Source organism: Pseudoalteromonas sp. TAE56 (genome assembly GCF_000497955.1).
In the GTDB taxonomy this organism is placed as follows: domain Bacteria; phylum Pseudomonadota; class Gammaproteobacteria; order Enterobacterales; family Alteromonadaceae; genus Pseudoalteromonas.
Map to the genome: position 1 here is coordinate 21253 of NZ_AUTN01000102.1, position 15077 is coordinate 36329.

Annotated in this window: 16 protein-coding genes; all 16 read right to left on the reverse strand. The window is 40.9% G+C overall.

What is annotated here, in order from left to right:
* Window positions 1-8: 8 nt before the first annotated feature.
* The gene (fliR, locus tag L656_RS0110715; RefSeq protein ID WP_007585805.1) at window positions 9-788 is read right to left on the reverse strand and encodes a flagellar biosynthetic protein FliR; all 780 of its coding nucleotides are present in this window, start codon (window positions 786-788) and stop codon (window positions 9-11) included.
* Window positions 789-790: 2 nt separating this feature from the next.
* Window positions 791-1060, reverse strand: a complete 270-nt coding sequence (gene fliQ / locus L656_RS0110720; RefSeq protein WP_002959325.1) for a flagellar biosynthesis protein FliQ — start codon at window positions 1058-1060, stop codon at window positions 791-793.
* Window positions 1061-1100: 40 nt separating this feature from the next.
* On the reverse strand, window positions 1101-1841 hold the full coding sequence (fliP, locus tag L656_RS0110725) for a flagellar type III secretion system pore protein FliP (protein ID WP_024599210.1): 741 nt from the start codon (window positions 1839-1841) through the stop codon (window positions 1101-1103).
* Window positions 1842-1845: 4 nt separating this feature from the next.
* The gene (gene fliO / locus L656_RS0110730; protein WP_007377952.1) at window positions 1846-2229 is read right to left on the reverse strand and encodes a flagellar biosynthetic protein FliO; all 384 of its coding nucleotides are present in this window, start codon (window positions 2227-2229) and stop codon (window positions 1846-1848) included.
* On the reverse strand, window positions 2226-2624 hold the full coding sequence (gene fliN, locus L656_RS0110735) for a flagellar motor switch protein FliN (protein WP_024599211.1): 399 nt from the start codon (window positions 2622-2624) through the stop codon (window positions 2226-2228). The genes fliO and fliN overlap by 4 nt, the downstream gene beginning before the upstream one ends.
* A gap of 20 nt (window positions 2625-2644) precedes the next feature.
* On the reverse strand, window positions 2645-3736 hold the full coding sequence (fliM, locus tag L656_RS0110740) for a flagellar motor switch protein FliM (protein ID WP_024599212.1): 1092 nt from the start codon (window positions 3734-3736) through the stop codon (window positions 2645-2647).
* A gap of 9 nt (window positions 3737-3745) precedes the next feature.
* Window positions 3746-4276 (reverse strand): flagellar basal body-associated protein FliL, encoded by a 531-nt coding sequence (gene fliL / locus L656_RS0110745; RefSeq protein ID WP_024599213.1) that lies wholly within the window; start codon window positions 4274-4276, stop codon window positions 3746-3748.
* Window positions 4277-4333: 57 nt separating this feature from the next.
* Window positions 4334-6448, reverse strand: a complete 2115-nt coding sequence (locus tag L656_RS0110750) for a flagellar hook-length control protein FliK (protein ID WP_029750751.1) — start codon at window positions 6446-6448, stop codon at window positions 4334-4336.
* Window positions 6449-6537: 89 nt separating this feature from the next.
* A complete protein-coding gene (gene fliJ, locus L656_RS0110755) occupies window positions 6538-6984 on the reverse strand; it encodes a flagellar export protein FliJ (protein WP_024589948.1) in 447 nt (148 codons plus the stop codon).
* The gene (gene fliI, locus L656_RS0110760; RefSeq protein ID WP_024599215.1) at window positions 6984-8318 is read right to left on the reverse strand and encodes a flagellar protein export ATPase FliI; all 1335 of its coding nucleotides are present in this window, start codon (window positions 8316-8318) and stop codon (window positions 6984-6986) included. Before fliI ends, fliJ begins: the two co-directional genes overlap by 1 nt.
* 18 nt (window positions 8319-8336) lie before the next feature.
* A complete protein-coding gene (gene fliH, locus L656_RS0110765) occupies window positions 8337-9143 on the reverse strand; it encodes a flagellar assembly protein FliH (RefSeq protein ID WP_024599216.1) in 807 nt (268 codons plus the stop codon).
* A gap of 3 nt (window positions 9144-9146) precedes the next feature.
* Window positions 9147-10187 (reverse strand): flagellar motor switch protein FliG, encoded by a 1041-nt coding sequence (gene fliG / locus L656_RS0110770; protein ID WP_007581881.1) that lies wholly within the window; start codon window positions 10185-10187, stop codon window positions 9147-9149.
* Window positions 10180-11895 carry a flagellar basal-body MS-ring/collar protein FliF gene (gene fliF, locus L656_RS0110775; protein ID WP_024594884.1) on the reverse strand — a complete coding sequence of 572 codons (1716 nt, stop codon included), beginning with the start codon at window positions 11893-11895 and terminating at the stop codon, window positions 10180-10182. The genes fliG and fliF overlap by 8 nt, the downstream gene beginning before the upstream one ends.
* A gap of 20 nt (window positions 11896-11915) precedes the next feature.
* Window positions 11916-12248, reverse strand: a complete 333-nt coding sequence (gene fliE / locus L656_RS0110780) for a flagellar hook-basal body complex protein FliE (protein WP_008168784.1) — start codon at window positions 12246-12248, stop codon at window positions 11916-11918.
* Window positions 12249-12404: 156 nt separating this feature from the next.
* Entirely contained in the window at window positions 12405-13859 is a 1455-nt protein-coding gene (locus L656_RS0110785) for a sigma-54-dependent transcriptional regulator (protein WP_024599217.1), read from the reverse strand.
* Window positions 13856-14968: a sensor histidine kinase gene (locus L656_RS0110790; protein WP_024599218.1), complete on the reverse strand. Its 1113-nt coding sequence runs from the start codon at window positions 14966-14968 to the stop codon at window positions 13856-13858. The genes L656_RS0110785 and L656_RS0110790 overlap by 4 nt, the downstream gene beginning before the upstream one ends.
* Window positions 14969-15077 lie beyond the last annotated feature (109 nt).

Genomic DNA, 15077 nt, shown 5'->3' on the forward strand with positions numbered 1-15077 from the left:
ACTTTCTCCTAAGGTGAGCAACCAACTAAAGTACACATTAGCTCAACCATTTTTAACCATTGAAACTCAAACTGAGTAACAAAGTTACCTAGTGTCGCCCAAATAATAATAAGTCCCGCTACCAAGGTAAACGGAAAACCAATAGAGAAAATATTTAATTGCGGTGCTGCGCGCGTCATAATACCAAACGACATATTAATAACGAGCATAGCCGTAAGCGGTGCAAGCGAGAGTACTAGTGCTGTAGTAAACATCCAGCCGCCCCAGGTCACTATGTCCCAGTAATGATCTACAGACCACCATGTGCCATCAATGGGTAGCACTTGAAAACTATGCACCACCATTTGAATCATCATTAAATGACCGTTAAAAGCAAAAAATAACAGAGTGGCCAAAATAAGGAAAAACTGACCCACAGCAGGCACACTCGCGCCATTAGAAGGGTCAATAACCGAAGCAAAACCTAAACCCGTTTGCATCGCAAGTATTTGCCCTGCTAACACAAAAGTATTTAGTAAAAGTATAGATGCAAAACCAATAGCAACACCAATCAACATTTGTTGAATAACCACTAAAATCATCTCAAACGAAAATAAATTAGTGAATGTAGCTGGCGGCAGAACAGGAACCACAACAAAAGTTACAACAACTGATAAACCCATTTTTATACGCGTAGGAACATTTTTAGCCCCTAAGCCCGCCATAATCATAATCATTGAGCTAATGCGTACCAGCGGCAACAAAAAATCGCTCAACCATTGAATAACGACAGCAAATGGATATTCCACATTTAACCTGCAATTTCAGGAATAAGTAATACTAGGCGAGTAAAAAAGTCCATTAGTTCTTGAGTAAGCCAGTGCCCACCAACAATTAGCGCACTAATAGTAATTAATAAACGAGGTAAAAAGCTCAGTGTTTGTTCATTGATTGACGTTGCGGCCTGAAACACAGCCACAACTAAACCAATAATTAAGCCTGGGACTACAATTGCAGACACCAATTTAATAACTAAAAACAGCGCGTCACTTAGAATATCAACAAAAATTTCCGGTTCCATGTTGTACTCCTATTGTTGAGTCATGTTAATGCTTTGCATACTAAGTCCCTAAACCAAAGCTTTTGGCTAGAGTCCCCATCACTAAGCTCCAGCCGTCTACAAGTACAAATAACATAATTTTAAACGGCAAGGACACAATCATGGGTGAAAGCATCATCATACCCATCGCCATTAATACCGAGGCGACCACTAAATCAACAATTAAAAATGGGATAAAAAACATAAAACCGATTATAAATGCGGTTTGCAGTTCACTGGTTACAAATGCAGGTATCAATACTATTAATGGCGTGTCTTTTGGTGAATCAAGCTGATCGTAACCGGCAATTTTAGCAAATGTTTCTAAATCTTTTAGACGCACTTGAGAAAGCATAAAGGCTTTCATTGGCTCTTTAGCAAGCTCTAAAGCCTCTACTGATGTAACCTGCTCATTTAAGTAAGGTTCTATAGCTCGCTCATTTACCTGCTGATAAATAGGCGACATAATAAAAATACTTAAAAAAAGCGACATGCCTAATAACACTTGGTTTGACGGTGTTTGCTGTAAACCAATTGCTTGGCGCAAAATAGCGAGTACAACAATAATTCGTGTAAATGAGGTCATCATAATTATGGCAGCCGGTATAAAACTCAGCGCCGTCATAATTGCTAAAACTTGTAACGTTACTGAGTAATCTTGTGTGCCATCAGTGTTTGTTGTAATAGTAAGCGCATCAATTCCCTCTGCGCTTACACTTGGTACAAACACCATGGCAAAAATAATAAGCAGCCACTTAGTCATAGGTTTAATTCTTTTTATTTTGGTTTGATTGCGGGTTTAAAAGTTTACCAAATCGTTTAGCGAGTTCAGGCAGTTCTTTTTCACTTAATGGGGTTTCTAACTTGTGTAAATAATTAATACTGTGGGGAGTTACACCAAGCAAATGCTGAGCATTATCTATCTCAACAACCATTAAACGCTCACGAGAACCCAAAGGCAGGCTCCTGACTACTTTAAATTCATCGCTGTTTGCTAAATTTGGATTAAGCTTTTTAACAAAAAATGCCAGCACAATAATTAGTACTAGCACCATTACAAGCGACAGCACCATAGAGAGTATATCTCCAGTTGGTGTTGCCACATCTGCTTTTGAAAAAACGGAACTAGTTAAAGCAACTAATAAGCTCATCGTAGTTTTTTGATCCGCTCTACTTGGCTTATCACGTCAGTTAAGCGAATACCAAACTTGTCGTTTACTACAACTACTTCGCCATGAGCTATCAAAGTACCGTTAACTAGTACGTCTAGCGGCTCGCCCGCGACACGGTCAAGCTCAACAACAGAGCCTTGGTTGAGTTGCAGTAAGTTACGAATATTAATTTTAGAGCGCCCTACTTCCATTGAAATAGTAACGGGGATATCTAAAATAGTGTCGAGTTTTCGTTTTTCATCGCCACTCATTTCGTGTTTTGAATCACTTAACTCATCAAGCTCTGCAACATGTGCTTCGCTACTATCATCTGGACCTTCGGCTTCTGCTAATGCTGCTGCCCATTCGTCCATTGTATCTTGATCATCGCTCATACTTTTAACCTTTTAATCAATTACCAGTCTAAGTCTACACCGTCAGAGAGGTGTAAATCATCTTCTAGTTCTGCTAATTCTGCATCTGAGTCAATTTTCTTGCCGCCTTTGGTAAATACATGCAGCTCAGATTTAACTGAATCAGGTCGTTTAATTTTTTCACTAATTTGAAGCGCAACATTATCGCGAGAGCGGCCCATCTTGGCTCTAAATGTAGGTAATTCCTCAACAAATACGGTTATATGCTCAGGCATTTCAACCGGAATAATATCGCCAGTTTTGAGTTCCATAATCTGCCTTAAGGTTAAATCGACTTCAAGTAACTGAGTCGACATATCAACCTCTACATCCATTATTTCGTCGCGAAGTGCTTTGCTCCAACGTAAATCAGTATCTTCAGTATCAGATTGAACACCCGCGTCTAACAGCTCTCGAATTGGCTCAAGCATTGAATATGGAAGTGCAATATGAAAATCGCCACCGCCACCATCGAGTTCAATATGAAAAGAACTAATAACCACAACCTCGGTTGGGCTTACAATATTAGCCATAGCTGGGTTTACTTCAGAATCGAGATATTCAAACGATACATCCATAACCGGTGCCCATGCTTCTTTATAATCTTCAAAAATGATCTTAAGGAGCATTTGCACAATACGACGTTCTGTAGGCGTAAATTCTCGGCCTTCAATTTTTGCATGATAACGCCCGTCACCACCAAAAAAGTTATCTACCAAAATAAACACAAGTCGTGCTTCCATGGTAATAAGGCCGGTACCTTTCAGCGGTCTAAAACGCACCATATTTAAGCTGGTTGGAACAAACAGAGTATGGATATACTCACCAAATTTAATCATTTGCACGCCGTTAATAGACACCTCTGCGGTGCGGCGCATCATGTTAAATAGGCTAATTCGCATATGACGAGCAAAGCGTTCATTAACAATTTCCAGTGTCGGCATACGACCACGCACGATCCGATCTTGCGAAGAAAAATCGTACTGAAGCGTACTTCCCCCGCCGTCTTCACCTTCGTGTATATCTTCCTCTTCAACGTCATCAACGCCGTGTAATAGCGCATCAATTTCGTCTTGGGATAATAAATCGCTCACGCTAACCCCTTATTGCATCACAAAGCCGGTAAACAATACCCGCTCAATTACTTTGCTGCCTTCAACATCCATCAAGGCTTTTTGTACCTTTTCAAGTGCAGAAAAACGAAGTGTTTCTTTACCAGAACTCGTACTTAACTCATCGGCTGTTGTAGTAGAAAACACACTTAGTAGCGTCCCTTCTATTAGCGGAATATGCTTTTTAGCGGTTTCTTCGTTTACTTCACCACGTACTAATAACTGTACTTTAATTTGCACAATTCTGTCGCGACTTGAGCCAGGCACATTAAATACAAATGGGCGTGGCATCGCAACATATAAAGCACTGCCTATTTCAGCTGAATCACTAGGCTCAGCTGAGGGGGTATCTGCTGATATTGCAGTTTCTTCATCCAAGGTTTCAACTGACGCATCCGAACCTGACATAAAAAAGTAACCCGCAGCACCACCTATTATAAGTAGTACAGCCACTATAATTATTATGAGTTTCTTTTTGCTTTTACCGGTTTCTTCAATTTCTAAACTTGCTTCTTCAGCCATCATGATTCCTTTAATCGCAAAGGTACTTGCTTGTTTTAACTATTATAATAGCAGTACTTAGGCATAGTAATCTATTGATGATGAAGTTTGTTGTCGAGAACTTTGTGCAGTGTTATTTGCTTGCTCGTCGTTTTCATCATTAACTGACTTATTATTAGCCATATTACCTTGGGGTCCACTCTCACTTTGCTCGGCAGTTTCACCACCTGATTGCCCATAAGAAATAGTGCTTTCACCAAGCTCTAACCCTTGTTGCGCTAACATTTCACGTAAGCGCGGCATTGATTGTTCAAGTGCTTCTTTGGCTTGCTGATTTTGTACTACAAAGTTTATATGTGCTTGTTCTGCATCGCTACGAATACGTATTTGCATACTGCCCATTTCGGGAGGATCTAGGCGAATTTCTGCTTCTTTGTTATTAATGCTCAGCATTGAGCTAACGCGCTCTTGCAGTAATTTAGCTGCATCACTTTTAACAATATTAATTGCCTGCATTACACCAGGATCAATACTTACTTGCTTAACTTGCGATGTACTTTGTAATTGTTGAGTTTGTATTATTTGGGTATCAAGTAAGCTCTGCTCGTAACTTAATGAGTCGTATTGGCTTAATGTGCTCGTTTGCTGAGTATTTAAAGCAGCTGTAATTTGCGTAAATACTTGTGCTACGCGTGCAGGTGTTTGTTCTGCAGTTATTTTTTTAAGGCCATCTTTTTGTAATTCTTCAAGTGATTTTAATAAATCATCACCCTCAGTTGAGGTTGTTACGGCTTTATTTAAATCAGCCCCTTCGTTTGTCGATGTCTTTAAGCTTAACTTTTGTGGATTATATACTGTATTAGGAGTCTCTGACGCTACAAACGTTTTTGAGTCTGATTTAGCTGTGTCGGCAAGTCCTATTTCAATTGAAGCTTTTAACTCATTAACTGTTTGCTTAAGCGCTGACAACTGTTCGCCTTTAGGCTGCTCTGTTTTCATATAAGCGTTTAATTGCGTTAATAAGCTTTGTTTTTCAGCTGTATTAAGTGAATTTATTTCTGTGCTAAAAGATTGTTTAGTTACTGTGCTCTGTGCTTTTTCGTTATCAGTAATAAATTGCGCAAGCATTTGCTTGAGATCAGCAGTACTGCTAGTCGCGCCGTTCATTGAATCAGTATTTTCTAACATCTTAACTTGCGCATTAAGTTGTGAGCGCTGCTCTGGCGTTAAACTAGCAATAACATTATTAGCTTTAATTAAGCTCGCATCTTTAGCTATTAAGGCGTCAATTGCTGCGCCTTTTTCGCTCTCAGATGTCTGTGAACTTGTTTGCATTGTTTCTGATTCAGTTAAAGAAGGTGTCGCTACAGATGGAGCCACTGGCGTAGGCACTGGTGTTGGCAACACTATATTTTTTGCACTTTTATCAACGGATTTATCTTGAGCTAATTGTCCCTTAATATCCATTGAAACTAATTCAGTGTCATCAACTATAGAGCCAAAACTGTCATCGGGTTTTTTACTTATAGGGTTTAATGGCCCTTCAATTGCCTCAGCAACAGCACTTTTACGATGCTTTCCTTCATTTAATGGTAATGAATTTAAAGATGGTGAGCTAAAGTTATCGCTTTTTGAATCAGTTAATTTAGCCACTTTAGAGTCTACACTAGTGGCAATCGGGTTTTGCACTACACTCGCTGCATTCGCTTCTTCGCCACTTGCATTAGCTGATGCAATTCCTGATGTGCTTTTTAATTCTGTATTTTCTGATTCTGTGTTTTGTATTTCGGTATTCTCTACCTGTGTAGCTTCTAGCTCTGCATTTTCTGATTCTAAACTGTTAGTTGCATCAAAAGGCTTATTGACCGAAGTGCTCATTGCTTGTGCTGAATTAATCTGATCAAGCATCTCAACAGACACAAAAGTAACTTCGCCCGTTGCTACTTCATCTAGCTTTACGCTCAGATTTTCATTTTCTTCTGGCTGTTTATGCTTAGGTATAGCAATCGAGTTTTCGGCATCGGGATTTTTATTGCCCTTAAGCAAAGGCCCCATAGAGTTATGCGCTTCGTTTAGCTGGCTTAAAAATTCCTCGCCTAAATTTCCTTCGCCATTAGCTAAGCTATTGTCTTTAAAAGCTAACAGTGAATCTTTTTCAGAAGAAACTAAAAACGAAATGTTATTCATCGCCATAAATCACCTAATACCATTACGGCAATATGCCACCGCATACCGCCAAAAGTTAAATACCACTAAGTAACAAAGCAATTAACGTGCCTGAATTACAAAGCTTTACGACGTTGAAAAAACTGATTAGCTGAAAATTCATCTAACATTTTTTGCTCATTTTTTGCCATTAACGCATTTGCTTTGAGTTTTTGATTTTCGATTAATTTGGCAACTGCTTTAGCTTTAATTTGCTGCTTAAGCCATAGAGTTTTACGTTGAGTAACAACTTGCTTAGCGGTATTTACGGTACTTGCTTGTTGGCGAATTGCCTCTTCAATTTTAGCTATAAAAGCATGGTACTGACCAAACCCTGCACTAGATAAACCCGACTTACCTTTTAGGTGTAACTGCTGAGAGTATTCCAGTCTAAAATTGTTTAAACCTTGTAGCTTTTGTTGATTCGATTGCAAGTTTTGATTAGCTTGTAAGTAACTCATGCGCAAATTTTCTTCTTTATCATTTTCAATTTTGAGCAATAAATCGAGTTTGTTTTTAGCCATTATGCTTGTCCTAGTAACTGAGCAAGACCTTGCAGACCATCATCGTAACTAATGACATCTCGCATACCTTGTTGTAAAAATGCATTTACTCTTGGCATCATATTTATGGCTTGGTCGAGCATTTGATCGGTCCCTTTTTGATAAGCACCTAAAGTAATCATATCTTTGTTTTGTTGATACATTGAATAAACTTGCTTAAGTACACGGGCTTGTTGCATGTGTGGTTCAGAAACGACTTGAGGCATAACACGCGAAATCGATTTTTCTATATCTATAGCGGGATAGTGCCCGCTGTCGGCTAAATCACGCGATAATACAATGTGGCCATCTAAAATAGCTCGCGCTGCATCAGCAATAGGGTCTTGCATATCATCGCCTTCACTCAACACCGTAAAAAAGGCGGTAATTGAACCTTGCCCTTCACCGCCATTACCAGCACGTTCCACCAGCGCAGGTAATTTAGCAAACACCGAAGGCGGATAACCCTTTGTAGCAGGCGGCTCGCCTACAGCAAGTGCAATTTCACGTTGCGCCATTGCATAACGCGTTACCGAATCGAGTAACAATAATACGTTTAAACCCTGATCTCTAAAATACTCTGCAATAGTTACGGCGCTCTCACAGCCTTTTAAACGCATAAGCGGTGATGAATCAGCGGGCGCTGCGACAACAACTGAACGTTTGCGCCCCTCTACACCGAGTATTTCTTCAATAAATTCTTTTACTTCGCGACCACGCTCCCCCACTAAGCCAACAACAATTACATCAGCTTCGCTACCTCGGGTCATCATACCCAGTAGTACTGATTTACCCACACCAGAGCCTGCAAACAAGCCCATACGCTGGCCTTGCCCTACTGTGATAACCGAGTTAATAGCACGCACACCTACATCCATAGGCTTAGTGATTGGTCTTCTTGAAAGCGGGTTTATAGTATTTTGAGCAAACTTTAAATGATGCTCAGCATTAATTTTACCAAGGCCATCTAGCGGTCGCCCTAAACCATCCACCACGCGGCCTAATAAACTCATCCCTACAGGTAAACCTAAATTATTTACTTGAGGAATAACACGCGCACCAGGTAATACACCAGAGATGTGGTCGTTAGGCATTAAGTACAAAGTTTGATCGTTAAAACCGACTATTTCGGCGTCTACAAAGCCGTTCATAGTTTCTATTTTGCATTGGCTACCAACGGGTGCACGTAAACCTCTAGCCTCAAGGGTAAGGCCAACAACACGCGTTAAAATACCTGCCACAGCAGGCGCTGGAGTTTTAATATGTTGTTGATATTGAGATAAGCGTTCGCTTAAATGAGCACGTTGAGTTGACATAACACGCCAATAAAATAGTTAGATACCACTATTATGCAAAAAACTATCCAACGTTTCTTTGACACGTGTTTTAAGGGTCATGTCGAGTGACGATTGCGCTGTTTTAACTTCACAGCCACCGCGTTCAAGAGTGGGTTCTGCCATTAATTGCCAGTTATTATCAATAATGGTTTGTTCGCCATAGCTCTCTTTTATGAGTTCTAAGTCTTCGGGGTTTAAATGGATTCGTACTTTTTCTTGCTCCGCATTAAGTGAATCAATACTTTGCTTTAACGTATGTAAAATCGCATCTGGCGATGTTTTTACTTCTTGATAAATAACAGCTTCCGCTAACATGCTAGCAAGTTGTACTAATTGCTTTTCAGCTTGTTCGTCCACTTTATCTAGCGGTGCAGTTAGCCCCTCTAAAATGGCTTTTAAACTTGTTAACTGCTCTTCAATTAATGGTTTTACATCTTCAAGGCCTTGTGTTTTACCTTGCTCTAAGCCTTCTTTGTAACCTGCTTCTTTACCTTCGCCAACGCCTTTTTCAAAGCCGTCTATGTAGCCTTGCTCATGACCTTGTTTAAGGCCCTCTTCGTAGGCGTCTTGCCTAATGCGTTCAAGCTCAACCATGGTAAGCGCAGGGAGTTCTGGTTCTTGTGGCTCATCAACTGGCATTTCTTCAGCTAATTCTTTTTTGTACAACTCACTAAGCGGTGTGCCGTAAGCCGTAGAGCGATTGCCAAAGCTGCTCTCATCTGGTGCTACATCTGGAATAGCCCAGTTTTTTAATAATTCATCTGCTTCATCAGCGTGAAGTGTGCGCCCTTTGAGTTTGCTCATGGTTTACAGGAACTCCTCGCCACCGCCGCCGCCCAGCTGAATTTCACCTGAGTCAGATAAACGACGCGCTGTTGATAAAATCTCTTTTTGCGCCGCTTCTACTTCACTTATACGAACAGGTGCCATTGCTTCTAAATCATCAGCAAGCATTTCGGCTGCACGTTTAGACATATTGCCCAGTATTTTATCTTTAAGGGCATCGTCGGTGCCCTTGATTGCTTTCATTAATACGTCTTGTTGTACTTCTCGTAGGATTGCTTGAATACCACGGTCTTCAACATCCATTAAGTTTTCAAACACAAACATTAAGTCTTGAATTTGCTGCGACATCTCTTCGTCATGCTCACGAATAGAATCCATTAACTGCCCTTCTACGTTAGTATCTAGGTAGTTCATAATATCTGCAGCAGCTTTTAAGCCACCCATTTTAGCGGCTTGCGCACCAGCTTGACCGGCAAATTGTTTTTCCATGATTTCGTTTAGCTCTTGCAGTGCTGCTGGCTGAACTTCTTCGAGGTTTGCAATACGCATGGTTAAATCTAAGCGTACTTTTTCAGGGAACTGAGCAATAATCTCAGCTGACTGTTCTGGCTCTAAATACGATAATACAATAGTTTGAATTTGCGGATGCTCATTACGAATAATGTTTGCTACCTGCTTAGAGTCCATCCATTTTAATGAATCCAAGCCTTTAGCACCTGAGCCCATAACAATTTGGTCAATAAGGCTAGCGGCTTTGTCTTCACCAAGTGCTGCTGTAAGCGCTTTTTTAATAAAGTCTTCTGACTGAAAACCAATGGTACTAAAGCTTTGAATTTGTTCTATAAACAAGTTGTGTACAGCGCTAATTTTAGCTTGAGATAAATCCTGTAGCCCAGCCATTGCCATACCCACTTTTTGCACCTGTTTAGGTTCTAAGTGTTTAAGGATTTGCGCGGCATCTTCTTCTGATAAACTCAAAAGTAATATAGCGGCTTTATCTACCCCATCGAGCTTATCAACATCAAAGGCTGGCGGGAGTTGTTTTTGTTCTTGATCAGTCATCTTCTGTTAACCACGCTTTCACTACTTGTGATGATAGTTCTGGTTCGTTAGCTACAAGGGCACGAATTGCTTTAAGTAAATCTTCGTCGCCATGTAAATCCGGTAACTGCAGTGTACCATCACTTGAGAAACCAACCGAAGCAGAATCAAAGTCTTTATTTAGCATATCAAGTGTATTGTCGCCAATATCTACGCCTGAACTTAATGCATCTTCGTCGTATTCTTCTAGTGTATCGTCTGGGTAAATTAAGCGTTTAAGCATTGGTTTTACTACTGCCATTATCAATACAATGATAACTAAGGCGCCTAGTACAAGGCGGGCTATTTTCATAAACCAGTCTTGTTCCCACAGTGGCACTTCTATTGCTAAATTTGTTGCTTCACGTACAAACGGCACTGTTACTACTTCAAGTGCATCACCACGTTGCATATCAAAGCCCACACCGCCTTGTAGTAAGCGACGAATATTTGACAATGCTTCAACCGAGCGTGGAGCCATGGTTGTTTCGCCGTTTTCTCCCACTTTAGGAATATAGTCAACAGCAACTGATACGCTTATTCTGCGTATAACACCACTTTGCTGGCGCTTGTGCGAAATGGTTGTATCGAGTTCATAATTACGTGTAGCTTCTTTGTGGCTGCGTGTTGGAGAAGTAGCAGTGCCTGCACCACCTTGCCCCGCAACCTCAGGGATATTTGAATTTAGCGGTGGCTGATTTGTAAGCGCACCTGGAATACCAACAGCTAGGCCGCCAATGTTATTTTCTTCAAATGTGGTTTCGCTTCTAACCGCTGGTAAGTCTGGGTTATAACGCTTTTGAGTTTCCTCAATCGAGCTAAAGTCCATACTCAAATCAACTTGAGCTGTATAGTTTGCAAGCCCAACAACCGGTATTAAAATACTGTCTATTTTTTCAAGGTACTCTTGTTCGCGCTTACGCTCTAAATCGTATTCTTTACGAGAGCGTGCTGCTAGTGAGCTTTGCGAACCTGAATTTAATAATCGACCATTTTGATCGGTAACTGTAACACGTGCAGGTTCTAAGCCTTGTACTGCTGAGGCAATCATATCAACAACAGAGTCTACTTCTTCACGGTCAAGTGAACGCCCACGTTTAAGTGTTAATACAACGGTAGCTGATGGTTTTTTCTCTCTGCGGGCAAATACGTTTTCTTTAGGAATAGCTAACAATACTTTGGCGCGAGTAATGTTGTTAAGCTCTTCAATTGTGCGTGCTAATTGCTGTTCACGACCATGTTTTAGGCGCTCACGCTCCAAACGTTGGCTTACACCAAAGCCCATATCTTGCATAATAATGTCAGAGCCTGATGCTGGACCTTGCTCTAACCCTTCACGGGTCATTAGTAGCTTAATGTTTTGGTATTCACTTTCATCAACCGATACAACATTGCCATCGAGTTGATATTCAATTTTTTGTGCATCTAAAAAGTCTAATGTTTGAATAAGCTCTTCAGTTTGCATTTTGCCTAACGGGCGCATATCTGGCTGACGAGCCCAGATAATAATGAAAATCGCGATAGCCAAACAAATCGCTAATGCTATTACCAGTGTTACTTGGCGCAATACATCAACACCACTTAAAGCACTTAAGTAGCCTGACTTTTGTTCTTGTTGATCATCACCACCACTTTGGTCGATACCGCCGCCAGCAAGTGCTAGGTCTGTAGATTGGTTAGATTGCGCCACAATAATTCTCCACTACCTAATTAAACAGGCATGTTCATGATTTCTTTATAAGCTTCAACAAGTTTATTACGAACCTGTACTGTAGCCTCAAAAGCAACTGACGATTTTTGAGAAGCAATCATCGCCTCAGCAAGCGATACACTTCGATCACCCATTTCAACCGCTTTTACTTTTTGACCTGCATCTTGCTGTAGACCGTGCACTGTATTTAGTGCATCACTTAGCATGTCGCCAAACTGGGAAGTAGAAGTAGGCTGAACTTGAGTCGGCAATTTATTTATTTGATTATTACGGCCGGCTTCTAAAGCCATTGATTGCATTTCTTGAAATACAGCACTGTTTTGAATTTTCATAATTTATCTCTGACACGCAGTGAACTCTTACAAGTAATAAAGCACAAAACATGCCAAATAATTAATTGTTAAAATACATGCAGTTAGCTTTAAATTATGTGAGTCAGAGTTTTGACAACCCTAAGTTCGCAGCGCAAACTTAGGGTTTATAGGAGGTTATGCAGGAAGTGAAATACCTAAATCGCGCATTTGCGCTAGTTTATAACGTAAAGTTCGTGGGCTTATGCCCAACGTTTCGGCAACGTCTTTACGCTTACCTTGGCAACGTGCAAGGGTTTCTAAAATAATGCGATGCTCTTTATCTTTAAGCTCATCTTTATAGCTACCGGTATCTGCTGCTAGTAAACCTTGTTTAGGCTCATCCTCGGCATGCAATTTTTCATCGTAGTATGCCGAGCTTAGCGTGCTTTTATCAACGCCTTTATTTACGTGAGCCACTTCTGTTGGCGCCGGTGCCAATGAAGGCTCCATAACAAAGTTATTAGCTACTAAGTTTTCAATAAAAATAGCATGCTCGTTTATTGTATCGCCACTTCGCAGTATAAGCGCACGCTGTATAACGTTATCAAGCTCGCGCACATTTCCAGGCCACGCGTGGGCCAGTAACTTTTGCTCGGCAGCTTTATCTAAATACGCCATGGGCTCTTTACTTTTACTGATATGGCGCTCAATTAAATGCTTAGCCAATACAATAATATCGCCAGGGCGTTGGCACAATGGTCGCCACATAAGTGGAAAAACATTAAGCCTGTAATATAAATCTTCTCTAAATTGGTTTTCAGACACGGCTTCTTTTAAATCACGATTACTGGTTGCCAAAATACGTACATCGAGCTGAATTGTTTTACGACCCCCTAAGCGCTCTACTTCACGCTCTTGCAGTACGCGTAACAGCTTTGCTTGTAGCCCTAAGTCCATCTCTGTAATTTCATCAAGTAAAATAGTGCCGCCTTGTGCTTGCTCAAACTTACCCGGACATGCTTGAATCGCGCCTGTAAAAGCCCCTTTTTCGTAACCAAATAAAGTGGCTTCGAGCATATTTTCAGGAATAGCCGCGCAGTTAATCGCCACAAATGGCTCATTACAACGACTCGACTTATCATGAATATAACGAGCGAGTACTTCCTTACCTGAACCACTTGGGCCAAGTACCATTACACTTGCATCAGAGCGTGCTACTTTACTCGCAAGCTCCAATAATTGAATACTAGTTGGGTCGGCAACAATAGGTCCGTCGGTTTCTTTTGCTTTTTCAGGCAAATAACGGCTCACCATATTTAACAGCACTTCAGGTGCAAATGGTTTAGCCATGTAGTCAATTGCACCTAGGCGCATGGCTTCTACTGCATCGTCAATTGTGGCGTACGCCGTCATCATTAATACAGGTAAATCAGGGTGGTTTAATTTAATACTGCGTAGTAAATCAAGTCCACTCATTGCGCCCATTTGCACGTCGCTTACAACAAGCGAAAATTGATCTTTTTTAAGCAATATCATTGCTTGCTCAGCACTGTTCGCTGCAACACATTCAATACCCGACATTTCAAGGGTATCTATTAAGGCTTCACGAAGCCCAGCGTCATCTTCGACAACTAAAATAGTGTTACTCATAATGAACCCTCTAATTTAGATGTTGCCTTAATAGGCAGTAACAAGCTAAAGCAGGCACCACCATGCGTATTATTAGTCACATCAACACGGCCTTGGTGTGCACTAGCCACCGAACTCACTACAGCAAGCCCTAAGCCTGTGCCCTGACTTTTTGTAGTAAAAAATGGTTCAAAGATTTTATCGCTTTGGCTTAAATCAACACCTGGGCCATTGTCGCTCACACTAATACGAACCATATCTAAATCTTTTAAATCTCTTTGTGCGCTAATTTTTACTTTTGCACCGCCGCCAATAACTTGAATACTATTGTGCACAAGATTTTGAATAGCACTGGCCAATGCCGTTTTATTACCGACTATTTGTATATCTGGCTCTGGTAAACTTACATCCAGTTCACTTTCATTAAGTGCGACCATCGCATCAGCGCCTGCTTTAACTTCTGTTAAAAGCTGCTGCATTGAAACTTGCTCAACAACTTGCTGATCGCCACTTTTAGCAAATAAAAGCATGTCGTTTACTTGAGTTTCTAAATCTTTTAAGCGCGACATTAACTTTGTTTGAAAACTATCGCGAGATGCTTCGGGTAAGCGCTTAGACCCTAAATTAGCAGCATAAAGCATAGCGGCTGAGAGCGGCGTACGGACTTGATGCGCTAATGACGCAACCATTTTACCCAGCGCGCTTAATCGCTGCATATGTGCAACACGCTTTTGTAAGCGGCGAGTTTCGGTTAAATCCGTCATTAAAATAAGTTGTCCAGGCTCTGGTGCTAAAGCGGTAATATCAAGTTTTATTAGGCGCCCGTCTTTTAAAGACACTTCGTGACCATCATCTTGATGCGGCCTAAAAGAGCGCTGAATAACATTAAACCAGCGTTCGCCTTCAAGTGGCTCGCCAAGCATATCAATCGCTATTTGATTCGCTTTTGCAATCAACCCTTTGCCATCAAGTACAACCACGCCTGCTGGCATTGTATCAACCAAATGCGAAAGCCAACTTGCTTGCTTGCGCAGATCGCTTAATTCACCAATGTACTCCTCTTGAAGTAAACATGGGTTATACTGATTTGCAGAAAAAAACTGTGGTTTTAGCACGCTAGCAAGGGCCATAATCAAATCTCGAATTGATGTAGATATATGTCTAAATGCACGATTTATACCAAAATTTATTTGCATACTTATCATTAAGTTACATCAACAATTTGAGCGACATAAAAAT